The 23,847-nt window shown below is 35.1% G+C and carries 22 protein-coding genes, 2 pseudogenes, 1 riboswitch and 1 other annotated feature; of the genes and pseudogenes, 17 read left to right on the top strand and 7 right to left on the bottom strand.

Features of this window, described 5'->3' with window-relative positions; translation table 11 throughout:
• Positions 1–10: 10 nt before the first annotated feature.
• On the bottom strand, positions 11–145 hold the full coding sequence (locus tag MNO09_RS22195; protein ID WP_000047588.1) for a DUF3934 domain-containing protein: 135 nt from the start codon (positions 143–145) through the stop codon (positions 11–13).
• 405 nt (positions 146–550) lie between these two features.
• Positions 551–809, top strand: a binding site (T-box leader).
• 70 nt (positions 810–879) lie between these two features.
• On the opposite strand from MNO09_RS22195, the gene asnA reads away from it, so the two are divergent.
• The 3 genes and pseudogenes from asnA to MNO09_RS22180 all read left to right on the top strand — a co-directional run.
• Complete coding sequence (asnA, locus tag MNO09_RS22190) at positions 880–1,863, top strand: aspartate--ammonia ligase (protein ID WP_000284899.1); 984 nt, start codon at positions 880–882, stop codon at positions 1,861–1,863.
• A gap of 136 nt (positions 1,864–1,999) precedes the next feature.
• A complete protein-coding gene (locus MNO09_RS22185; RefSeq protein ID WP_000052039.1) occupies positions 2,000–2,113 on the top strand; it encodes a helix-turn-helix transcriptional regulator in 114 nt (37 codons plus the stop codon).
• A 128-nt stretch (positions 2,114–2,241) separates the two neighbouring features.
• Positions 2,242–2,580: pseudogene (locus MNO09_RS22180) on the top strand (helix-turn-helix domain-containing protein); the annotation flags it as partial.
• Between the two features lie 207 nt (positions 2,581–2,787).
• On the opposite strand, the gene MNO09_RS22175 reads toward MNO09_RS22180, so the two are convergent.
• A complete protein-coding gene (locus MNO09_RS22175) occupies positions 2,788–3,240 on the bottom strand; it encodes a VOC family protein (RefSeq protein WP_000002878.1) in 453 nt (150 codons plus the stop codon).
• A gap of 344 nt (positions 3,241–3,584) precedes the next feature.
• Positions 3,585–4,814, bottom strand: coding sequence for an aspartate kinase (locus MNO09_RS22170; protein ID WP_070168664.1), 1,230 nt, complete (start codon positions 4,812–4,814; stop codon positions 3,585–3,587).
• A gap of 199 nt (positions 4,815–5,013) precedes the next feature.
• A riboswitch (Lysine riboswitch) is annotated at positions 5,014–5,200 on the bottom strand.
• Between the two features lie 191 nt (positions 5,201–5,391).
• Between MNO09_RS22170 and MNO09_RS22165 the strand changes: the two genes are divergently transcribed.
• The 3 genes from MNO09_RS22165 to MNO09_RS22155 are packed head-to-tail and all read left to right on the top strand — an operon-like array spanning position 5,392 to position 8,546.
• Positions 5,392–6,300 (top strand): DoxX-like family protein, encoded by a 909-nt coding sequence (locus MNO09_RS22165; RefSeq protein WP_070168665.1) that lies wholly within the window; start codon positions 5,392–5,394, stop codon positions 6,298–6,300.
• 3 nt (positions 6,301–6,303) lie between these two features.
• A complete protein-coding gene (locus MNO09_RS22160; RefSeq protein WP_000002630.1) occupies positions 6,304–6,915 on the top strand; it encodes a DUF4166 domain-containing protein in 612 nt (203 codons plus the stop codon).
• 5 nt (positions 6,916–6,920) lie between these two features.
• Positions 6,921–8,546: a YndJ family protein gene (locus MNO09_RS22155; protein WP_070168666.1), complete on the top strand. Its 1,626-nt coding sequence runs from the start codon at positions 6,921–6,923 to the stop codon at positions 8,544–8,546.
• A 29-nt stretch (positions 8,547–8,575) separates the two neighbouring features.
• Here MNO09_RS22155 and MNO09_RS22150 read toward each other — a convergent pair whose 3' ends face one another.
• Complete coding sequence (locus tag MNO09_RS22150) at positions 8,576–9,061, bottom strand: 8-oxo-dGTP diphosphatase (protein WP_070168667.1); 486 nt, start codon at positions 9,059–9,061, stop codon at positions 8,576–8,578.
• 176 nt (positions 9,062–9,237) lie between these two features.
• Here MNO09_RS22150 and MNO09_RS22145 point away from each other — a divergent pair.
• Positions 9,238–9,740 (top strand): annotated as a pseudogene (locus MNO09_RS22145) (MFS transporter); the annotation flags it as partial.
• Positions 9,741–9,768: 28 nt separating this feature from the next.
• Complete coding sequence (locus MNO09_RS22140; RefSeq protein WP_000582862.1) at positions 9,769–10,047, top strand: hypothetical protein; 279 nt, start codon at positions 9,769–9,771, stop codon at positions 10,045–10,047.
• Positions 10,048–10,066: 19 nt separating this feature from the next.
• Here MNO09_RS22140 and MNO09_RS22135 read toward each other — a convergent pair whose 3' ends face one another.
• Positions 10,067–10,531 carry a YozF family protein gene (locus MNO09_RS22135; RefSeq protein ID WP_000821220.1) on the bottom strand — a complete coding sequence of 155 codons (465 nt, stop codon included), beginning with the start codon at positions 10,529–10,531 and terminating at the stop codon, positions 10,067–10,069.
• Between the two features lie 250 nt (positions 10,532–10,781).
• Here MNO09_RS22135 and MNO09_RS22130 point away from each other — a divergent pair, with 250 nt between their 5' ends.
• The 4 genes from MNO09_RS22130 (at position 10,782) to MNO09_RS22115 (ending at position 15,569) form a co-directional block, all read left to right on the top strand.
• Complete coding sequence (locus MNO09_RS22130) at positions 10,782–11,594, top strand: polyphosphate kinase 2 family protein (RefSeq protein WP_000427327.1); 813 nt, start codon at positions 10,782–10,784, stop codon at positions 11,592–11,594.
• A 175-nt stretch (positions 11,595–11,769) separates the two neighbouring features.
• Positions 11,770–12,309 (top strand): PadR family transcriptional regulator, encoded by a 540-nt coding sequence (locus MNO09_RS22125; protein WP_000678323.1) that lies wholly within the window; start codon positions 11,770–11,772, stop codon positions 12,307–12,309.
• A 36-nt stretch (positions 12,310–12,345) separates the two neighbouring features.
• Positions 12,346–14,094 (top strand): MFS transporter, encoded by a 1,749-nt coding sequence (locus MNO09_RS22120; protein WP_088107026.1) that lies wholly within the window; start codon positions 12,346–12,348, stop codon positions 14,092–14,094.
• 206 nt (positions 14,095–14,300) lie between these two features.
• A complete protein-coding gene (locus tag MNO09_RS22115) occupies positions 14,301–15,569 on the top strand; it encodes an MFS transporter (RefSeq protein WP_241950054.1) in 1,269 nt (422 codons plus the stop codon).
• An 87-nt stretch (positions 15,570–15,656) separates the two neighbouring features.
• Here the strand turns inward: MNO09_RS22115 and MNO09_RS22110 are convergent, their stop codons facing one another.
• Entirely contained in the window at positions 15,657–16,640 is a 984-nt protein-coding gene (locus tag MNO09_RS22110; RefSeq protein ID WP_001086324.1) for a ketoacyl-ACP synthase III, read from the bottom strand.
• Between the two features lie 180 nt (positions 16,641–16,820).
• Here MNO09_RS22110 and MNO09_RS22105 point away from each other — a divergent pair, with 180 nt between their 5' ends.
• A complete protein-coding gene (locus MNO09_RS22105; protein ID WP_241950053.1) occupies positions 16,821–17,360 on the top strand; it encodes a cobalamin biosynthesis protein CbiN in 540 nt (179 codons plus the stop codon).
• Between the two features lie 483 nt (positions 17,361–17,843).
• Entirely contained in the window at positions 17,844–19,103 is a 1,260-nt protein-coding gene (hflX, locus tag MNO09_RS22100; protein WP_000391895.1) for a GTPase HflX, read from the top strand.
• A gap of 41 nt (positions 19,104–19,144) precedes the next feature.
• On the opposite strand, the gene MNO09_RS22095 is transcribed toward hflX, so the two are convergent.
• A complete protein-coding gene (locus tag MNO09_RS22095) occupies positions 19,145–20,785 on the bottom strand; it encodes a peptide ABC transporter substrate-binding protein (protein WP_000824203.1) in 1,641 nt (546 codons plus the stop codon).
• Between the two features lie 244 nt (positions 20,786–21,029).
• On the opposite strand from MNO09_RS22095, the gene MNO09_RS22090 reads away from it, so the two are divergent.
• The 3 genes from MNO09_RS22090 (at position 21,030) to MNO09_RS22080 (ending at position 23,761) form a co-directional block, all read left to right on the top strand.
• A complete protein-coding gene (locus MNO09_RS22090; protein WP_001149418.1) occupies positions 21,030–22,241 on the top strand; it encodes an MFS transporter in 1,212 nt (403 codons plus the stop codon).
• A 10-nt stretch (positions 22,242–22,251) separates the two neighbouring features.
• Positions 22,252–23,169 carry a cysteine synthase A gene (cysK, locus tag MNO09_RS22085; RefSeq protein WP_078183408.1) on the top strand — a complete coding sequence of 306 codons (918 nt, stop codon included), beginning with the start codon at positions 22,252–22,254 and terminating at the stop codon, positions 23,167–23,169.
• A 79-nt stretch (positions 23,170–23,248) separates the two neighbouring features.
• Complete coding sequence (locus MNO09_RS22080; RefSeq protein WP_078183407.1) at positions 23,249–23,761, top strand: GNAT family N-acetyltransferase; 513 nt, start codon at positions 23,249–23,251, stop codon at positions 23,759–23,761.
• Positions 23,762–23,847 lie beyond the last annotated feature (86 nt).

Here is a 23,847-nt window from a genome sequence, read left to right as displayed (position 1 = left end):
AATACAGAATTTACTTTTTAGTCCCTTTACTTTTATATGGCTTGGCAGCTGCCTTTTTCTTTGCACTTGATTGCCAACGATTCCATCCTTTACTTCCTGTACCTTGTCCTACACCTTTTTTCGGTTTTGCTTTCGTTTTACTCATATGATCACTCCGTTATATAAAAATCTTATTTGATAATAGTCAATGATTTAGAAAATACTCTTTATAAATGACTATGATTGCTTTAAGTAAAAATAAACTGCTTGAATGCTATAGTATAACATGAATTTGCACGTAAACTGAAAGGAATTACAAAGAAAATGAAAATAATACGAAATACTGCGGATTCTATATTTCGAACGATTACATTACTTGTTGTGTATATGTTAGTCTCGGTTAGTGAAACGTTTTTTGGATTGACAAGGCAAAAGAAGTGAAGATGTTATATTGAAAACAATCAATAAAGCCGTAAAATAAAGAATTGAAAAATATTTTTAAATTTTTGTTGACTTTCTTTATTTTTTGTATAGAATAATCATTAATAAAATGTTTCAGAGATGTGACAACAAAACGACTATGAAAGGACGAGTAGTAGTAGGATGTAGTCTAAGCGAGTCAGGGGTGGTGTGAGCCTGATACGAAGCCTATTATGAAGAACCTCCTGGAGTTGCTAACCGAAATCCTTTAGAGGAAAGTAGACTTAGCCGGGAACTTCGCCGTTACAAGAAGAACAGTATCGAGATATTTCATCTCCGTATTGTATAAGTGAGCAACCTCTGTTGCTAATTTGGGTGGTACCGCGGAACCAAAGTCTTTCGTCCCAGTTTTTTGGGAAAGAAGGGCTTTTTTTGTTGGCTTCTTTTCACAACATCCAAACATTTTAGGAGGAAACCACCATGTATCAATCATTAATGACAGTAAGAGAGACTCAAATCGCAATTAAGGAAGTTAAAACATTTTTCGAGGATCAATTAGCAAAACGTCTTGAACTATTCCGCGTATCTGCACCATTATTCGTAACGAAAAAATCAGGATTAAACGATCACTTAAACGGTGTAGAACGTCCAATTGAATTTGATATGTTACATTCAGGAGAAGAATTAGAAATTGTTCACTCACTAGCGAAGTGGAAAAGATTCGCATTACATGAATACGGATATGAAGCTGGTGAAGGTTTATATACAAACATGAACGCGATTCGTCGTGATGAAGAACTTGATGCAACACATTCCATTTACGTTGACCAATGGGATTGGGAAAAAATCGTTCAAAAAGAATGGCGTACTGTAGATTACTTACAAGAAACAGTACAAACAATTTATGGAATATTCAAAGATTTAGAAGACCACTTATTTGAAAAGTATCCGTTCCTTGGAAAGTATTTACCAGAAGAAATTGTTTTCATCACTTCCCAAGAACTAGAAGATAAATATCCAGAATTAACACCGAAAGATCGTGAACATGCAATTGCGAAAGAACACGGTGCAGTCTTCATTATCGGAATTGGTGATGCACTTCGTTCAGGTGAAAAGCATGATGGACGCGCATCTGATTATGATGATTGGAAATTAAACGGTGACATTTTATTCTGGCACCCAGTATTACAATCTTCATTCGAATTATCATCAATGGGAATTCGTGTTGATAGTAAATCACTTGATGAGCAGTTAACGAAAACAGGTGAAGACTTCAAACGTGAGTACGATTTCCATAAAGGTATTTTAGAAGACGTACTACCGTTAACAATTGGCGGTGGTATTGGACAATCAAGAATGTGCATGTACTTCTTACGTAAAGCACATATTGGTGAAGTTCAATCTTCTGTATGGCCTGACGATTTACGTGAAGCTTGCAAGAAAGAAAACATTCATCTGTTTTAATAGAAGAGAGAGGATAGCTCAAAGAGTTATTCTCTCTTTTTTATAGTGTAAACGAGTGGTTTACAGTGGGTTTTACTAATGGTTTCTTTCTTTTTTGGATCCTTTTATGTAATAATTTGTTAAAGGAGGGGAGGTTATGAGCTTAGGACAACAACTTAAAAAATTAAGAGAATCAAAAGGATTTTCACAAGAAGATGTTGCTAAAAAGATTGGTATAACGAGGCAAGCAGTGTATAAAGTGAAACTTTAATCAGTGGGCGATTTATCCTACTGATTATTAGTTGAACCAATCGGGCTTTTATAGGCAGTTAATCGCATCTGGCTGCCTTGATTGTGCTTAAAAGCTTTGATGAGATTTACTGCCTGTTAAAGCGGGGTAAGTGGGAAAATGATAAAAGTTGCCCTGATATTGAAAATTTAATTTTATTGAGCGAAATGTATAATGTTACGCTCGATGAGTTAATAAAAGGGAACCGAAATTTAAAAGAGAAAATACATATTGATGAAGATGAGGATTTTGAGAAAGAGAATGAGTTTGGTTTTTATATTGGGTTTGGTTTGCTAATTGTGAGTGCTTTCATTGATTATGAAGGAATGCAAGAGATTTTATTAGGAATTGCACTATTCATGATGGTTTTTTACTCTGACGTGAAGAAAGTTATTTTGAATGAGTTCAGATCGTTTTTTAAAAGAAAAGATATATATGATAAGAAGTGAGAAGGGTCCGTTATATTTCCTAGGAAAGAGTATAACAAGTAATTGAATTGTTTTATAATGATTTCGGGATGTTGATAGTATGTTAAAAAGTTTAAACAAGCATAACCCCGTTCTAAAGCTAGGACGGGGTTCAAAATCTAAGTTTTATTAAGCGTAAAGTTCTTTCAAATATTTTTACTTCAGTAAAGACGTCTAATAAAACATTACTTATTTGTTACCGAGTTCTTCCGCTAAACCGATTAAAATTCCTTCGGTTCCACGAATGTAGCAGAGTCGATACGAGTTCTCATACTGAACTACTTCACCAACGAGCTGAGCACCATGCTTAGTCAGTCTGGATACCATTTCGTCAATGTCTTCAACGGTGAACATGACGCGCAAATAACCGAGGGCGTTTACAGGAGCTGTCCGATGGTCTGCTATAGTAGGTGGGGTGAGAAATCGAGAAAGTTCAATTCGGCTGTGGCCATCTGGCGTAACCATCATAGCAATCTCTACGCACTGAGAACCGAGTCCAGTTACGCGACCAGCCCATTCACCTTCAACAGTAGCTCGCCCTTCGAGATTCAAGCCAATCTCCTCGAAGAAAGAGATTGCGTTATCAAGTGATTCTACAACGATGCTGACATTGTCCATTCGTAGTAATCGGTTGTTTGCCATAGTTTTTATCTCCTTTTATGTATAAATTTATTATTTAATTATCCTCATAATTATACTAAAATCTTTTCTAAACAAAAAACATCTTGTCACAGCGTAGGAAAATGTGACAAGGTGTTTTCGGGCATAGTATATAAAATCTTGTTAACGAATAACACTTCGTAAACCCTTTACTATTGAAATATGCGCGAACTTTATTTCGTGAATGCTATCATTTCAAGAATTTGATACTGTAATTGCTATTCGATAGAATAACTTCGACTTTCCCACAAAACAGTCCTATCCTGTTTCTATTTATATAGGAAGGAAATAGATTCATATATTTTTTAAAGTTTTACCGGTGGAAATTAACTCATCTGCACTAAAGGCTCAATTTTTGCCATAAATGATTGATGCAGCGCCTCAACACCTGTTACTAAATGAAGGCGGTCAATAACGACAGATACTTTAATTTCTGATGTACTTACCATTTTAATATGAATATCTTCTTCTTTTAAAGTAGTGAACATATTCGCAGCAACTCCTGGATTAGAGACCATACCAGATCCTACAATGGATACTTTTGCTAAATAATTTTCATATTCTACAGATTCATAGTGAAGTGTTTCTTGATTTTGTTCTAATACCTCTAATGTTTCTTTTAAATCATTAGAATGGATTGAGAAGGAGAGGTGAACAGTTCCTTCATTTGTAATACTTTGAATGATGATATCTACATTAATATGTGCTGTTGCCAATGTAGAGAAAACTGTTGAGAGTGCACCTTGTTCTAATCCTTTCATTGTGACGCGTGTAATATTATCTTCAAATGCAATACCTTTAACGATTGATTGTTGTTCCATGTTACATTCTCCTTTTACAATTGTTCCGTTTTCTTGTTCCATACTTGAGCGAACTTCTAACATGACATTATGATTTTTAGCAAACTCAACAGCACGCGGGTGTAATACACCAGCACCGAGGTTTGCTAGTTCTAGCATTTCGTCATAAGAAATTTCATCTAATTTATAAGCATCTTTTACAACTCGTGGGTCCGTCGTATATACACCGGTCACATCCGTGTAAATATCACATTTTTTTGCTTTCAGTGCAGCAGCTAATGCAACAGCAGTTGTATCAGAACCACCGCGTCCAAGCGTTGTAATTTCATGTTCTTCACTGGCTCCTTGGAAGCCAGCTACAATAACAATCGTACCTTCAGTAAGATAAGATTGAATTCGATCTGTATGAATGTCAGTAATCCGTGCACTACTATGTACAGATTCTGTCGTAATACCAGCTTGCCATCCTGTTAATGAAATCGCGTTATAACCTTTTGCTTGTAGTGCCATCGTTAATAATGAAATAGTAACTTGCTCACCTGTTGATAGAAGCATATCCATTTCGCGTTTACTCGGATTTTCTGAAATCGCGTTAGCAAGTGCTACGAGTTCATCTGTGCTTTTTCCCATTGCTGAAACGACAGAGACGATACTATGTCCTCGTTCATATTCTTCAATAATTAAATTTGCTACATGTTGAATGCGCTCAACGCTTCCAACAGAAGTGCCACCAAATTTTTGTACAATCGTTTCCATTACGAATTCCTTCTTTCATCCATTTTTAAGAATAGATTAGGACATATATAGATCCCAATATTCCTGTAGTTACCAGAGAAAAACAAAAAACACCATCTCAAATAAGTGAGGATGGTGCTGTTACAGGAAAAGGGAAACAGAAAACGGAGCTAATAAAAAAACCGCCAAAAAAGGAATACCATAAAAATGATATCTCTTTTTTGTAGATAGCTCTTCATACATACACTTCTGTACATATGACAGTTCTGTTTCTATTCGAAAACAGCCCCAATCGATAAATGCAGAGAAAATTATCGATTTCGGCAATACTTCCTTTCATCTAATTTCATAGACATCTCTGTGTCTCCATTAGAATAATCATAAGTATCGCAACCTCTATCTCACGTTTTAGGCGAGAGTGTTTGATTTATGAAGTTGTTGGTAACATTTGTTTTATAATAATTTAAATTTTTCGGGGAATCAAGTGTTTTGTATAAATTTTAAAAATTCTTTCTTTTTTTGAAGGAGTTTGTGAAAATTGTAGCAAAATAAATTCATAGCATGTACATTAAATTTATAGTGCATAGGAGGCGGAAGAATGAAGGGGAAAAAGCCTATTTATGTTTCGGCAGAAATGAACACAACAATGGAAAAATTATGGGGATATACACAGGAACCAGATATACATACAGAATGGGATGCTCGCTTTACTGAAATTTCGTATTTAGAGAAAAAAGAAGGAGAACCGCAGAAGTTTTTATATAAAACTAAAATTGGATTAGGACTTGAAATAGCTGGTGAAGGGGAATCGATAGGAGAAATAAGAAAAGAAACGGGTGAACGGATTTCTTCTTTAAAATTTTGGACAGATAATAAATTATCACTTATTCAAATAGGGCGTGGTTATTGGAAGTATACACCGCGTAAAGAACACATTCATTTTGAGACGCAATATGATTACGATACGAGGTTTGGTCGTATAGGAAATGTAATAGATTTCTATATGTTTCGTCCGTTATTAGGCTGGGCGACTGCTTGGAGTTTTGATGCTTTAAAATTATGGTTAGAAAAGGGACTTCATCCGAGATTACTAATTAGAAGAACAATGACATATTGGCTTGTATGTTTTTTGTTTGCTTTTGTATGGATGTATCAAGGAATAGTGCCGAAACTAGTGTTTACTCATTCAGAAGAAGTAAAAATGCTATCTGTGATAATTGGTTCAACGGAATATAGTATTTTTGTACTTAAAATAATTGGATTATTAGAAATTATTTTTGGTGCCATATGGCTGTTGCCATTTCCAAAACGAAAAGTATTTATCGTACATATTTTTATGTTAATAGCCTTAACGATAGCGGCGGGTTTTACGAATATCGTAAGCTTTACAGAGCCGTTTAATCCAATTACATTAAACGTTCTACTTATGGGGTTATCGATTGTCGGTTATATAAATAGTTCTGATTTACCGAGTGCAAAAAATTGCAAGAGGAAGAGAAAGGAATAATGTATGGCTAATATGTATGAAAGACTATTAGGGGATTCTTATAAAAAACTTCATCCGAAATTACAGAAACGCTATGAGATCACGGAAGAAAATAGCTTTACTGGAGAAGGAGAAATGGATGAAATTTACGGAGGTTCTTTTTTCGTAAAATTGATATTAAAAATTGCATCGAAGTTTAGAATGTTTTTCTCTGAGCGGGGGAAGGAAGTGCCATTTACAATACATAATACCGCTGAGCGAGATGAACATGGAAATGAACTTGTGCGGTGGAATCGTACTTTTTATTTTCATAATAAGAAAAGATACTTTAACGCCATTATGCAGATGGATGAAGAGAATAATGAAATTTTAGATTATTTTGGTGAACCGCAAATACTTGTTTCTACATTGAATTTTCATATTGATGAGGTGGGGGCAATGCATATTTCTTCAAAGAAACAATGGTTTTACATGTTTGGAAGGAAAGTCCCGTTACCTAGGTTTTTATACGGAGAGGCCAACATTGTAGAAAGTTATGATGAAACACTACAATGCTTTCGAATTCATGTACAAGTAAGCAATCCGTTAATTGGTTCATTATTTTCATATAAGGGAACATTTGTAGAGAGGAAATAAATGATATGAAAAATATAATAGTTGGGTTTGCTTGTTATATTATTTTTCTAATATGTGAGTGGTCAAATATAAACCCGGTGGAAGCAATTATTTTATTATCTATTTTGTTATTTATACCGATGTCATTTTGCATCATTGATAAGAAAACAAGAAATGGATCGTATGTATTCTTTTATAAATTTGTATCGCCGCTATATCCAATTGCAGCAATTAATGCAACGTTAGCTTTCGTAACAAATCATTATTTCTTTGCGTTACTTTGGTTTGTATATACAGGAATTGTTGCGTTATTTGGTATAAGTAGATTGCTAGAAAGAGGATGGAAACCGTTAGAGGAGACAGCTATCGATAGTGCGTTTATGTATTTGTTTTTAGGTGGTTTCTGGTTTTTTGCTTCTGTAGCAAAGCTTTCCATTATGCACTTTAGTTCCGACATTGTTTTGCTTACAGCTGCACACTTTCATTATTCGGCATTTCTATTGCCGTTATCAGCTGGTTTAATTGGGAGGAAAAGAGAAAAGAGAAGTAAAGTATATGATGCTATTATGTTTGTCATCGTCATTTCACCTATGACAGTTGCAATAGGAATTACGTACTCGAGGGTATTTGAATTTTTTGCAGTGTTCCTATATTTATGTGCTATTTATAGTTATGGGATTTATGTTTGGTGTACGAAATTTAATGCTGTTAGTGCAAAAGTTCTCCTAATCATATCTTCTAGCACACTCATGGTAACAATTATGTTTTCACTTGTATATTCATATGGGAATTTGAAACATGTAATGACGATTACAATTGCTCAAATGGTTTGGATTCACGGTGTTGTCAATGGAATTGGAGTAGCGTTACCCGCATTTGTCGGCTGGATGATTGAAAAGAGTGCTCCGAATCATAAATATTACGGGAAACCAATGAGCAGGTTAATAGGAAATACGACAGTTGGTGAAGCATTTTTACATAACAGAAGTTTAATAGATAGCAAGGAATACAAAGGTTTAGTTGATAATATGAACGATTTTCATAGTGAGGGATTTGACATGGCGAAGATTCCTTTAAGTATTACTCGTTTTTATGAAAATACAAAAGAGTATGAGTTACAATCGCATATTAAGTGGGCTCGTTGGTTTCGTCCGGTTGCATTTTGCTATGAGAAAATGAGTAAGCGTGTAGGACAAATACATTTAGGAATGGGCGGTAAGTGGGAAACGATGCATGGCTCTATCGTCGGGATAATAGATGAGAAAGATGGAAGAGAGAATGTAAGGGCTTGGCTAAGAAAAAATGAAGCAGGAGAATCTATTTTTGTAGCTCTTTACTCAAAGCACACATATAAGAGCGAGACATATATGAATATTGCATTACCTTTACCATATTCGAATATGACGGGGGTTTTAAAATTATGTAATAAGAGTAATGATTTAATCATTACTAGTAAGCTGAGAAGAAATGGTAAAGGAGATGAGGGGATTTATTTACATACTCGTTTCTTTACAATTCGTTTACCGTTAGCAGAGACTTTTATTATAAAGGAGAACACGAATCACATATTAGAAGCTAACCATAGAATGTGGATATTTGGAGTTAAGTTTTTAGAAATTGATTATGAGATTAAGAAAATAGAAGGAAAGTGAAAAAAGCTTGGAGAGATACCAAGCTTTTTTTACGTATGCGTAATTGTCATAGCAACTTGTTTATCTAAGTCTTGGTCCCAAGCACGTTGAATTTCAAACGTACCTATTTCAAAAAATAATGGGAATCTCTCTTTAAACCAATCTTGCATAGGAAGATTTAGTGCTGTATCGATTGCTACCCATGATAATTCGCCTTCAGGAGGATTCAAAAGGAGTTCACCTTCAAATGAATCTGTCCAATAGTTAAATACCATATATCGAACATTTTCTTTCGGATTTACGTATTCATCTAATCCCTTAAAAGTTAAATTTGAAACAAGTAATCCAGTTTCTTCTTTTACTTCTCGTTTAGCAGCTTGAACGATACTTTCTGGGAAATCTACTTTTCCGCCAGGAGCGATGTAGCCAGGAAAACCTCGATGATCGGGGCGTTTTATAAGTAAAACTTCATTATTTCGCTGGATCATACACATTGTATAGATGCGGTGCTCGATGTTATGAGAATTTTGAGGCATAATAATGTATTCTCCTTTATATTTATTTTGATAATTTTACCATAACATAATGGTTTCTTATATAATCGAAAAAGAATATTGGGAATTTTTAGTGATATATAATAAAGTCTATAATCATTTGAAAAAAGGAGAGAGAAATGCAAGGGGACGTACAAAGAGAAAAAGCTTTGGGGGATGCCGGCATTATCACCGTATTAATTCCATGGTTATTTAATGTTCATCATCATTTTGAAGCATATGTGTATGGATTAGGAATGGCATCCTCTGGTGTTGGAGCTGTAATTGCCGCCTAATATTTGGCGGGAGAGAACGGTGGCATAAGCGGGGATTACTTGCCTATGGTGGTGTATTAATAAGTGGTTATACGCTTTTAATAATGCCATTTATTGCTTGGGCACCTGCATTAATTGGATTAATGGCAATTGAAGGGTTCGGTATGATGATATTTGGACTCATTTGGGAAACAAGTTTACAAGAGCTTGTACCAGAAGAAGCATTTGGAAGAGTGGCAAGCCTTGATATGCTAGGTTCATTTGCTTTAGTGCCACTAGGTTATGTGGTTGTAGGATGGTTAGCTACTGTCATAGGTGGCGAGATAACGATTATAACACTAGCTATATTAGTACTTGTAACAATTGGAGTAGCATTATGTGTACCAAGTATTCGACGATTTGATTGATGATATAAGGGAAAGGAGAATAACTTATATGATTATAGAAAACTTGAACGATATAGTAGCAAAGGAATTGGCCAGCCAATACACTTTGCAGGAAAAGGTCTTTGAAGCAAAAAATTTCACAGTCTATATCGCCACCCATAGAGAAAATAAGCTAACATATAATCAACTAGTATTAGTAAAACATCTTTGTAACGAAAAGCCTTCCGTACATATTTGGGACAAGAAAATTAGTACGGAAGCAACAGAACTAGAAATCACAGAAGAAGTAACGGAAGCGATTCAATCTGGTTTTGTAAATGAAGAATAAGCCCTAATCAAATTAGGGCTTATTCTTCATTAAACACAAATGTTTGTTTCATTTGTTCCTCCTCATTTACCGGATGACCGTTGTATGAGAAATTTTTTTCTTCCCAAGTAATGACGACTTTGAAATTATGGCTGTTAAAGTCTAATGGGAATACGATGTAGTCAAAGCTTGTCTGACTTTTTGAAACGTTGTTATGTAATGTAGTAGGATTAAAACTAGCTTTAAAGGTAGGAATGTTATCAACTATTTCTACAGCTACGTTTGACACATCATTGCCGATGTTTTTTACGAGTAAGCGATATGTATCGTATACACCTTGTTTTTGCTGCGCTGCTTGCTTGTTTACGTTATAGGATTTATCAATTTCGATATACCACTGTTTTGATTTTGATTCAATTGGTAGTGATTGGAATGTGTATGCACTAACTTGTATTGGTAGTGCGAAACAGATTAGTGCAAAGAGAGAAAATATTATTCGTTTCATTTTTAGAGAGCTCCCATTCTGTAACGGATTTATTTATTAGTATCTTCTCTTTATGTGAGTATATACCATATAATGTAAGGTGGTATTTATGACACTCATGAATGTAATTTACATTTTAAATGCGAATATTAACTGCTGTATTCTTTATAAAAGCTGTGTAGAGATTTTTCTACACAGTTTTTTCTAATGTGAAAAAATTGCCAATAATATGTTAAAATAACATTGTCATACAACAAGGGGGATTTGTTTTATGGAAAATGGACATCTTGCTAAAGTAGATGTAACGAAAAGAATTGAATCGAAATCTAAGTACAATAAGAAACTTGAAAAATATCAAAGGCGCTTATTAGCGTTGCAGCAAATTGTAAAAGAGGAAAAAATCGCAGTTATGCTCGTTATGGAAGGCTGGGATGCGGCTGGAAAAGGCGGAGCGATTAAGCGAGTGACAGAACACCTTGATCCACGTGGGTTCCAAGTAAATCCAATTGGAGCACCAGCACCTCATGAAAAACGGCACCATTACTTGCAACGTTTCTGGCGGAAACTACCTCAGTACGGGCAAATTACTATTTTTGATCGCTCATGGTACGGCCGTGTGTTAGTTGAGCGTGTTGAAGGTTTTGCTACAAAGGAAGAGTGGACGAGAGCGTATGATGAGATTAATGATTTTGAAAAACTATTAACAGATGATCATTATATAGTCGGAAAGTTTTTCTATCATATTAGTAAAGATGAACAATTAAAGAGGTTTAAAGATAGAGAGAACAACCCTTTGAAAAAATGGAAAATTACAGACGAAGATTGGCGCAACCGTGAAAAATGGGATGAGTATGTTAAAGCGATGGAAGACATGTTTGAAAAAACAAATAAGCCAAATGCAAAATGGCAAATTATCGCGAGTAACGATAAATTATATGCTCGATTGAAAACGTTGAAAGTGATCATTTCATTAATTGAGGATTACCTTTTAGAACATAATATAGAATTACCTTCGTATTATTATGAAATGAAAGAGGGTAAGACAGAAGGTTTTGAAGCTAATCAAGATGAAGTTGTAAAATAGTACAAAGTTTGTATATGAAATATAAAGTAGAGCCACCCTGTAATTTTAGATAATAAAATTACAGGGTGTTTTTATTTAGAAACATTTTACAATTAACGGAATGAGGTATATAATCAATAATCATATTAACGTCGTTAATATGATTATTGATTATATATAGTATGGAGGTTTTATTTTGAAGGGAAGAGATGTTATTTTAGGCTTGTTAATGGGAAAAGAAATGTCTGGTTATGATATTAAAATTGTGTTCGAAGACGTATTTACTCATTTCTTTGATGGGAGTTTTGGAATGATTTACCCAACGTTACGACAGTTGGAAAAAGAGGGGAAAATAAAGAAAGAGGTTATTATGCAAGAAGGAAAACCGAATAAGAAAATGTACTTTATTACAGATGAAGGGCGTGAAGAGTTTTATCAGTACATGCAAACAGATGTAGAGAAAGATGTTTTACGTTCAGATTTTTTAATGAGGATGTATTTCGGTAATTATAGCGATGACAAGGCAATAAAAAAATGGATTGCGGACGAAATTGAAAGGAAAGAAGCATATATTGCGGATCTTCGTTTGAAATATGAAAAGTGGAGAGAAGGTATTACTTTTGTTGAAGAAATTTCACTAGATGTAGGTATCGCATCGTATAGTGCTCAAGTAGAGACGTTGAAAAGAAAACTAGAGCAACTAGAAGTAAAAAAACACAATAAAACGGAAGAATGAAAAACACGTTCATAATAAATAAAGGGGTAGATGAACATGGAGCAATCAAAGGGTATTAAGATTGTCTTTTTAATGTGCTTAGGTATATTTCTTTGTATGATTGATACGACAATTATGAATATAGCTTTACCAGCCATACAAACGAGTGTAAATACTTCATTAGAAAAGATGTCTTGGATATTAAATGTTTATACGATGACGATTGCAGTACTAGCCATTCCACTAGGACGGATAGCTGATATTTTTGGGAAAGCAAAGATGTATATTCTTGGTTTGATAATTTTTGGTGGTGGATCAGTGCTTTGTGCTTTTGCCAATACGGGCGATTTTCTTATCTTTTCTCGTTTTATACAAAGTATTGGTGCAGCAATTTTATTTCCGACAAGTATGGTAATCGGCGTATCAGCAATGCCATTAGCAAAGAGGCATGTTGCACTTGCAATTTTAGGGGTAACACAAGGACTATCAGCTGCAATGGGACCAGTAATAGGTGGAATTATTACACAAAATTTCGGTTGGAGATGGGTGTTCTTCGTAAATGTTCCAATTTGTATTCTTGGAATCATTTTATGCTGCATTATGCTGCAAATAAAAAATGAAGAACGTATTATCTCAAAAATAGATTGGGTAGGACTACTATTAAGTAGCACAGCAATTTTTTCTTTTACTCTCATATTAGTAAAAGGCAATACATGGGGATGGCAAAGTAATATTGCTTTGTCTTGTTATGCAATTAGCACTATTTCTCTTATTCTATTTGTTTTAGTAGAACGAAAGATTCATAATCCAATGGTGAATTTAAAGTTATTTCAAGATCGAATGTTTGTCGGAGCGTCTATCGTTGTCATATTAAGTATTTTATTTTTAATTGGAGTAACTGTATTACTTCCAACGTTCTTGACGAAAATACAAGGTCGAACGGAAATTGAAGCAGCTTTTTTAGTGACACCTATTTCAGCAATGATATTTTTTGTCTCACCAGTTGCAGCAACTTTAATTAAAAAACTCGGAAAAGTAACTATTATTTTGTCAGGCTTTCTTGTTATGGGTTTCTCTTATTATTGGTTGCAAATGATTGATGTTAATTCAACAAATATAGAAATTATTATTCCATGTATGATATTAGGTGTTGGGTATGGTTTAGTAGTAGGTCCAATTACAGTTTTAAGTGCTTCTTCGTTTGAAGGGGAATTATTAACCGCTTCTCAAAGTGTTGTCTCGATGTTGCGGCAAGTAGGAATTGTATTAGCAGTTGCAATATTTGTATCTAACTTAACGCACAATTTAGCTGTAAATAAAGAGAATGTATATCGTTATGCAGAAGAAAAAGTGCATAATATTCATGTGGATAGCTCACAGCAAGCTGAAATACTACAAGTAACAAAAGAAAAAATAGAGAACCAAAGTATAGAACCAAGTGTAGAAAAGCATCAAAATAAAACATTTGTAGGGTTAAATAAAGAGAAAAAAGATGCATTAATTCACCAAAAAGTGGATGAAGTATTAAGAGAAATTCCAGTAGAATATAGAGATGTAAAAAGAGAAGAAGTTATGAATCAAGTGACAAATGAAGTTGAAAAACAAGAGGAAAGTATAAAGAAAGAAGTACGTGCATTTTCGAATGATGTGAATCATTATGCTAAGAATCAGATGGCTATGAGTTTTACAGATTTATATAAAGCAAGTGTGCCAATTATTTTAATTTGTGCTTTAGTAAGTTTGTTATTTTCGGAAAGAAAGGCTTTGAGTAAAAAGAGAAGGGAAAGAGTAGTAGAGGAAGTGTAAAGATAACAGGCTATTAGCAGCCTGTTTTTTATTGTTTTCTCCTTGCATATTGTGAATAATAGTATTTTTAATATAGCATGGGAGAAGTCGAGTTTGGTTAGAAAGTTTTTTAGAATGGAAGAGATAAATGGAAAACAGCATTGAATATGTAACGTTAAACATAGTACATTAACAAGAGGATTTAATTTTAAAGGGAGGATGAGGAATTGTTAGATAGGGCGGGGGCTTTAAAAAGTAATCGTATGTATACAGAAGAAGAGCAACGAAAATTATACAAACGAACATTACTAATCGTAAGCATTTCACAAATGTTCGGCGGAGCAGGGTTGGCTGCTGGGATTACAGTAGGTGCACTCCTTGCGCAGCAAATGCTTGGGACAGATGCATATGCAGGATTGCCGGCAGCTATGTTTACAATGGGATCTGCGGTAGCAGCTTTCTTTGTTGGGAAGTTATCGCAAAAACATGGTCGCCGCATAGGGCTTGCAGGAGGTTTTATAGTAGGTGGACTAGGGGCTATTGGAGCTGTGGTGGCAGCTTTAACAAATAGTATTATTCTTTTACTAGTTTCTTTACTTATATATGGCGCGGGCACAGCTACGAATTTACAAGCGCGTTATGCTGGAACAGATTTAGCGAATAAGAAGCAAAGAGCAACCGCTATTAGTATTACGATGGTAATGACGACTTTTGGTGCAGTCGCAGGTCCAAATTTAGTAGGTGTAATGGGAAGGTTTGCTCATTCAATTGGAATTCCTGAACTTGCTGGTCCGTTCATATTATCAGCAGCTGCATTTATACTGGCGGGTCTTGTCCTTTTTGTTATGCTTCGTCCAGATCCGTTACTTATTGCAAATATGATAGAAACATATAAACAAGAACATACAAATAAAGGGCAAGCAGTAACAGAAGAAGCGACAGAAAACAAACGAGGTATTACTGTTGGGGCTATCGTAATGATACTTACACAAATCGTGATGGTTGCGATTATGACGATGACGCCAGTTCATATGGGGCATCACGGTCATGGATTAAGTGCAGTAGGACTTGTGATTGGTTTTCATGTAGGTGCAATGTATCTTCCATCTCTCGTTACAGGAATGTTAATTGATAAAATTGGCAGAACTACGATGAGTATAGCTGGTGGAGTAATTTTACTAGCAGCAGGTGTCATAGCTGCGATAGCGCCGAGTGATTCTTTAATACTATTAATTGTTGCTTTGTCTTTACTTGGATTAGGATGGAACCTTGGTTTAATAAGTGGTACGGCTCAAATTGTTGATGCAACTATACCTTCCACACGTGCAAAAACACAAGGGAAAATAGATGTGTTTATTGCGCTAGCTGGAGCTTCAGGCGGAGCGATGTCAGGTATGGTAGTAGCGAATTCAAGTTATGCGGCACTGTCATTAGCTGGAGGAGCTTTAGCTTTCATGCTGATTCCTGTTGTGATATGGGCTCGGACAGGTAAATAAAATTAAGATAAAAAAAGCTGCGTTCAAAGAGAGGTAACCAATCTTTGAATGCAGCTTTTTTGTAGTTAGTTGTTTAAAAGAAAAATTTCAGTTTAAATCCCACTCCACAATAAGGCCTAAATGCGTAAGACCACCACCAAATCCGTATAGTAAAAGTGTGTCTCTGTTATTTAATTTCCCTTCTTTTCTAGCTAAATCTAGAGCGAGTGGAATGGAAGCTGAAGATGTATTCCCCATGTATTTTACACTCGTTAAAGTTTTTTGAATTGAAATTTCGGTTTTCTCACAAATAGATTCAATCATTCGTAAGTTAACACTGTGTGGTATGAACCAGTCTATATCATCTATTTGCATATTTGCAGTATGTAATAGTTCTTTTATACCTGCTGGCACCGTACGTGTTGCCCATTTATATACTTCTCTCCCATTTTGCACGATTTTTTCATTTGTTTGCAGTTGTGTGCCATTCATAGTAGTAGATAAGTTTGTTCGGTATAGATGAATACCACCGTGCCCATTTGTTCCCATATGAGCAGCAATAAAGCTCGGTTTGTTTTCATCTCTTTCTAATAAAATAGCTCCAGCACCATCGCCGAATAAAATGCAGGTCGTTCTATCGGTGTAATCAGTAACTTTAGATAATGTCTCTGTCGCTACGACTAGTACTTTTTCATGTGAGCCAGAAGTAATCAAGCTATTCCCAACGTGCAGACCATATGTGAAACCAGCGCAAGTTGCATTTAAATCAAATGCTATTGTATGAGGTATGTTGAAGTGTTGTTGTATTTGACATGCGACACTAGGAAAAACATAGTCAGCGGTTGTTGTAGCGACGATGATACAGTCTATATCTTCTAAGTTCTTTTTAAAAGTTGTACATAAATTTTCAATTGCTTTAATGGCTAAGTGTGAGGAGTATTCATCTTCGCTAGCAATTCTTCTTTCCTTCATTCCTGTTCTTTGTACAATCCATTCATCATTCGTATCGATCATTTTTTCTAAATCATTATTAGATAACATTTGATTTGGAACATGAGTACCAATTGCAGTAATACGAGATTTAGAATTCATAGGAACAGCTCCTAATTTATTTTTATAACTTGATACTAATATCAGATGGTAAAACAGTCAACAGGTTATGAAATAATTTAATATCCTTATATAAAAAATGAGCGAAAAGGGATATGAGAAGGGATGTCAAAATAATATACAGAAAGCTTCTGAAATTGATAATGAAAGGGTCTGAGATTCTTGAAAAGAATCGTTTATTTGTTGTCTCTTGTTTTGATTTGTAGTTTTATTTTTTCAGATAAGTCTTATGCGTGTGATTGCACTAAAGTATCCACAGAAGATGCATTTCAAAAAACAGATGTAGTGTTTGAAGGTAAGGTGTTAGAAGTTCAAGAGAGAGAGGGGGAAATGAAAACATTATTTGAAGTGAAGAAAATTTGGAAAGGGACAAGCTCTTCGCAAATTATTATATATACAAGTTTTGGTAGCTGTACATTTCGTTTTGCAGAGGGAGGAGAATATTTAGTCTTTTCTTCTTATAGAGGGGAGGGGAAATTAGAGACATCTATGTGCAGTGGAACACAGACATTAGATGAGGCAGAGCTGAAGAGAAACGCCTTAAGTCATATTGCAAAAGAGTCAGCTCCAACGAAGAAAGTGGATTTAAAAGGTGAGATGGTGAACGGTTTAAGTTGGTGGCAAGTTGCTGTTATTTCTATAGGTGTGTTATTGATTATTGCAGTTGTTATTTTTATTGTAAGAAAAACGCGCAAAAAATGACGCTTAAAGTAAAAATATAAAGAATTTCTTTAGCGTGAGATAGGCTGTTAAATCTTGTGAAAGCGAATTACTTATGCTACACTTTATGTAACTTAAAATGAACGGAGGGGCTTCCTTTGATCTTAATCAGATTACGTCTCAATACTTTGTGCAAATAATTGAATAGCGCTCAAAGGCTCTGTCTGTGTGCAGAGTGAACGGGATTGGTCTGCCTATTTTAAAGGAACCCTTTATTAAGCTTATATGTGAAAAAGAGGGAGGGACGAATACGCCCTCTTTTTGTTTTGCCTTTATAAATAGAATGGGATCGTATAGGTGAACACTTATTGTGGATGCGTATATGATCATGGGACTTTTTGACTATGAGATAGGATGAAAGTATAACTTTCTTCTATTTCTTTGGTGAACCCTTATCCGTTTACGAAAGCACAGGCAGTAACCTGTGTTTTTTATTTTACGTAATCGAAATGGAGGAATAAATATATGGAAGAATTATTACAAAGAGCAGTTTTAGTTGGAGTAAATTTAGGTAATGAAGAGGATTTTGCATATTCAATGGAAGAGCTAACAAATCTTGCAGAAGCTTGTGATGTAGAGGTAATTGGGCAAGTGACGCAAAATTTACAACGAGTAAATCCATCCCATTATATTGGAAAAGGAAAAATCGAAGAAGTAGCAGCTTATGTAAATGAAGTAGATGCGAATATGGTAATCTTTAACGACGAATTATCTCCTTCTCAAATTCGAAATTTAGAAGCGGATTTAGATTGCAAAGTAATTGACCGTACCATATTAATTTTAGATATTTTTGCGCAACGTGCGAAAACGAAAGAAGCACAGTTGCAAGTAGAGGTAGCACATCTTCAGTATATGATGCCTCGTTTAATCGGTCTTCGTGAATCGTTAGGAAGACAGAGCGGCGGAGTTGGTACGAAAAATAAAGGTGTCGGTGAGAAGAAATTAGAGTTAGATCGTCGTAAAATTGAAGAACAAATTTCAGTTTTAAATAAAGATCTAGAAGCACTTGTTGCCCAGCGTCAAACGCAGCGAAAGCAACGTAAGAAAAATGAAGTACCAGTTGTAGCATTAGTAGGCTATACGAACGCCGGAAAGTCAACGACGATGAATGCGATGCTTGAAATTTACAATGGTACTGAAGAAAAACAAGTATTTGAAAAAGATATGTTATTCGCGACGTTAGAAACATCTGTGCGAAATATTGATTTGCCAGATAACAAATCATTCTTATTAACGGATACAGTTGGATTTGTAAGCAAATTACCGCATCACCTTGTGAAAGCGTTCCGTTCAACGTTAGAAGAAGTAGCGGAAGCAGACCTACTTATTCACGTTGTAGATTACGCGAATCCAAATTATGAACAATTAATTGATATTACAAATGAAACGTTAAAGAAAATTGGAGTAGAAAATATTCCAACCATTTATGCTTATAACAAATCAGATATGGTAGATGTTGAAATTCCGAAAGTACAAGAAGATCGCGTTTATTTATCGGCGAAGAAACATGTTGGAATGGAAGAGCTTGTAGAAATGATTCGCTCACACATCTATAAAGAGTATAAGAAGTGTGAAATGTTAATTCCGTATGATCAAGGACAGGTAGTTTCTTATTTCAATAATCATGCGCACGTTTTATCTACAAGTTATGAAAACGAAGGTACGAAACTAGAAGTAGAATGTAAGACGAGTGATTACGAAAAGTATAAGCGTTTTGCAATATAAGAAAAAAGGCGATCCTAATATATGTTAGGATCGCCTTTTTCTTATTCTGTAATAGAGGCCCACTTATAAGAATAAATTCCTGCAAATGGACGAATGACAACATCTTTTACTGTTGGACGTTCTAAATATACCAGGCCTGATTGGAAGATTGGAGCGATAGTTGCATCATCTTCCAGTAAAATTTTCTCTGCATCTTGGAACGCTTTCCAACGTGTTGGTAAATCAGTTGCTAAAGTAGAGCTCGTTTTCTCAATTAATTCGTCGTATTGTTTGTTTGAATAGCTCATCTTATTAAACGGTCCGTCAGTGACAAACATATTTAAAAATGTTGTAGGATCAGGATAATCTGGTCCCCATGTAGAAAGTGAAATTTCATAGTCACCATTTCCTTCACGATCTAAAAATGCTTTTACTGGAAGGGGCTGTAATGTGATTTTTAAGCCAGGTAAGTTTTTCTCCAATTCACCTTTTAAAAACTCGCTAATTTTTTTATCGTTAGACTCATCAGTTGTTATGATTGAAAGAGAAGCATTTTGTAAATTTGTTTCTTTTTTCGCAGTTTCCCATAGTGTTTTAGCTTCTTTCACATTTGTTTCTACTTTTACATTACTTGTACTGCGAAAATCTTTATTATCAGGTCCTTTTACGAATCCTTTCGGAACGAATGCATTCGCAGGTATAGAACCATTATTTAAAATCGTTGTTGCGATTCCTTGTTTATCAAAAGCGAGCGAAATAGCTTTTCGAGCGTTTTTGTTTGCTAATAAAGGATTCTTTTGGCTAAATCGGAAAAATGTCATAGAAGGACGTTCCATTTTCTTTAAGCTCGGATCTTTTTGATATTTATCAACAAACTCTGAATTAATCGTAATTCGGTCTACTTGTTTGCTTTCAAATAAATTCACGGCTGTGGAAGTATCTTTTACGATATTTACATTAATTTCACTTAACTTCACATTTTTATTATCCCAGTAGTTCGGGTTTTTTGTCATTTTATAACTTGTATCATGTTTCCATTCACTTAATTGAAACGGCCCGTTATAAACTACATTTGCAGCTTCAAGTCCGTAATTTTTCCCTTGTGCTTCTACAACCTTTTTGTTTTGAGGATAAAATGTTGCAAATCCCATTAACCCTAAAAAGTATGGAACGGGGTGTTCTAACTGTACTTCAAGCGTTTTATTATCAATCGCCTTTACACCAAATGAATCAATTGGTAATTCTTTTTTATTTATTTTTTCAGCGTTTTTAATATCGAACATAATATGTGCGTATTCAGAAGCAGTTTCTGGATTTATAGCACGTTTCCATGCATATTCAAAATCATGAGCAGTCACTGGATCACCATTTGACCATTTTGAATCGTGTAATGTGAATGTATATGTTTTTCCGTCTTCGCTCAGTTTGTATGATTCAGCTGCCGCAGGAACAGGTTTATTGTCAGGACCAGGCATATATAATCCTTCCATTACGTTGTTTAATGCAGCGTAAGAAAACCCATCAGTTGCGATAGATGAATCAAGTGTAGAAATTTCCCCAGCTTCTACAATGTTTAATACTTGTTTTGAAGATTCTTTTTTCTTTTCTACGGTAGTTGTTGCCTCTTGTTTTTGACCACATGCTGTTAAAAACATAGATAATGTGATTGAGAGTGCAACGATTCCTTTAGTTTTTCTCTTCATTGTTGTCATCCTTCCCTTCATCTCTGTCCTAGTATAAAAGAAAATATAGAAAATTTCTATAAATAAATCCGATAAAACATATAGAAAAAATATATTATGTAAGAAGTGATATTTCTGGAAAAATAAATGAAACCAGTATAGAATAGAAATGTTTCAAAAGTCAGAATTTATCGAGGTTAAAGTTTTACTTTATTACACTTGCTGTAATAAATATATATTTTGTACAGGAAGGAGAAATACACGTATGCAGGCAGTTTCGCAAAAAAACACTGTTGAAACACCGACGATATATCGAATACTATTTGCGATTAGTTTCGGTCATTTTTTAAATGACTCGATGCAAGCAGTCGTGCCGGCATTGTTTCCTATTTTGGAAAAAACGATGAATTTATCCTATATGCAAGTAGGGTGGATAGCGTTTGCATTAAATATGACGTCATCGATTATGCAGCCGGTTTTTGGTATGTATTCAGATAAGAAGCCATCACCATTTTTATTACCGCTCGGTATGTTTTCGAGTATGCTTGGGATGATTGGACTTGCGTTTGCACCGAACTTTATTATTGTTATTATTTCTGTTTTATTTATCGGATTAGGTTCCGCAGTCTTTCATCCAGAAGGTGCTCGTGTTGCTTATATGGCAGCCGGTGCAAAACGAGGTTTAGCGCAAGCGATTTATCAAGTGGGAGGAAATACAGGGAATTCCCTAGCTCCTATTTTTACAGCGTTAATTTTCGTTCCGCTCGGCCAAATTGGCTCTTTAGGTTTTACAGCTTTTGCGGCAGTAGGAATTGTATTATTAATTTTCGTATCAAATTGGTATAGGAATGAATTAGCAACTGGCGCTGTGAGAAGGAAAAAGAGGGCTGCGCTTGAGGCGGAAAATGCGATTGTAAGTACACATATTAAATTTGTTATTATACTTCTTGTTTTTCTTACTTTTGTACGTTCTTGGTACGGTGCTGGTATCGGGAATTTTTATCAATTTTACTTAATTGAACATTACGGTTTATCTATAAAAAATGCCCAGTATTTCGTATTCGCATTTATGATTGCCGGTGTATTAGGAACTTTCTTTGGGGGACCGTTAGCAGATCGATTTGGAAAGAAAACAATTATTGTATTTTCAATGATAGGTTCGGCGCCACTTGCTCTTTTATTACCTCACGTTTCGCTCGTGTGGGTCGTACCGCTATTTTTATGTATCGGTTTTATTAGTTCAAGTAGTTTTAGTGTAATTGTTGTTTATGCGCAAGAGCTTGTTCCTGGAAAAGTAGGAATGGTATCTGGATTAATTGTAGGGCTTGCGTTTGGACTCGGCGCTTTAGGTTCTGTAGTCCTTGGGAAATTGGCTGACATATATAGTCTACAATTTATTATGTTACTATGTAGTTGTCTACCATTAATTGGACTTACTTCTTGGTTATTACCAAGTGATAAGAAAACGATAGAATAGGGGATGCACTATGAAATTATGTAAAAATGTTACAGAATTAATAGGAGATACACCTGTCGTCCGATTATCTAAATTTATACCAGAAGGCGCAGCGGATGTGTATGTGAAACTAGAAATGTTTAATCCGTCACGCAGTGTGAAAGACCGTGCTGCCTATAATTTACTGCATGTTGCAGAAGAGAATGGTCTCATCCAACCAGGAGATACAATTATTGAACCGACAAGTGGAAATACAGGAATAGGCTTAGCGATGAATGCAGCTGCGAAAGGATATAAAGCGATTTTAATTATGCCAGACAATATGTCAAAAGAGCGTATAAATTTATTGAAAGCATACGGCGCAGAAGTAGTTTTAACACCGGCAGAACAAAGAATGCCAGGAGCAATTGCGAAGGCGTTAGAACTGCAAAAGCAAATTCCGAATAGTTTTATTCCGCAGCAATTTGAAAATCCTGCAAACCCGAATATTCATCGTTATACGACGGCCCTTGAAATTTATACACAAATGGATGGAGAGCTTGATGCATTCGTAGCAACGGCAGGAACTGGTGGAACTATTACAGGTACTGGGGAAACGTTAAAAGAGAAGCTACCAAACTTATATATTGCAGTAGTAGAACCGAAAGGATCTCCCGTTTTATCAGGCGGTGTTCCAGGTCCTCATAAACTAGTAGGAACAAGTCCAGGGTTTATCCCGAAAAACTTAAATACAGAAGTGTATAACGAAATTATTCAAATTGCAGACGAAGAGGCTTTAACGACAATGAGAAACTTAGCTAGACAAGAAGGTTTATTAGTTGGGCCATCGTCTGGAGCATCTGTTTACGCAGCAATTATGATAGCGAAACGTCTAGGCGCAGGTAAAAAAGTTTTATGTATTGCACCTGATACAGGAGAACGTTATTTGAGTATGGGATTATTTGAATGAAATTGATAGAAACAGCTTAATCGTGAAATTGTCACGATTAAGCTGTTTGTTTTAGGTTGTAAAGAGGGGGAGAATGAAAATGAAACTATTAAAACCAGCAAATGAATATAGCGAACAAATTATAGAGTATCGGGAGGCATTTTTACATACGGATGAAAAACCACATGGTAGTAGTTCTTTACAAAATTTTGATTCTCTCGATAATTGGTTTGAAAAAGTGAGTAGACAGGAACTAGGAGAAAACTTACAAGGTAATCGAGTACCGTCTAGTCAATTTTTAAGTTTTGAAAAAGGGGAACTTATAGGTTTTGTGAATATTAGACATCGACTAAACTCAGAATTATTGAGGGAAAGTGGTCATATTGGATATAGTGTACATCCAAATAAACGTCGTCAAGGTTACGCTACGAAACAACTACAACTTGCATTAGATGAAGCACAAAAGTTAGGGTTACAGAAAGTGTTAATAACTTGCGATAAAGTTAATATCGCTTCGGCTAAAACGATTCAAAAGGTTGGCGGTATGTTAGAAGATGAAGTAGTTTCTGTTCATACTGGGGAAATTGTTCAGTGTTATTGGATAGAAATATGATTTAGTGGGACATTGAAAAGGGAATGCAATGCATAATATCGAAATAGATAAATGAAAAGGTAACTGTGTACTGCAATTATAGGGGG

The organism is Bacillus sp. N5-665, from assembly GCF_022637375.2.
GTDB classification, from domain to species: Bacteria; Bacillota; Bacilli; order Bacillales; family Bacillaceae_G; genus Bacillus_A; species Bacillus_A wiedmannii.
The sequence above is the reverse complement of the archived record's forward strand: the minus strand, read 5'-3'. Positions and strand labels throughout refer to the sequence as shown.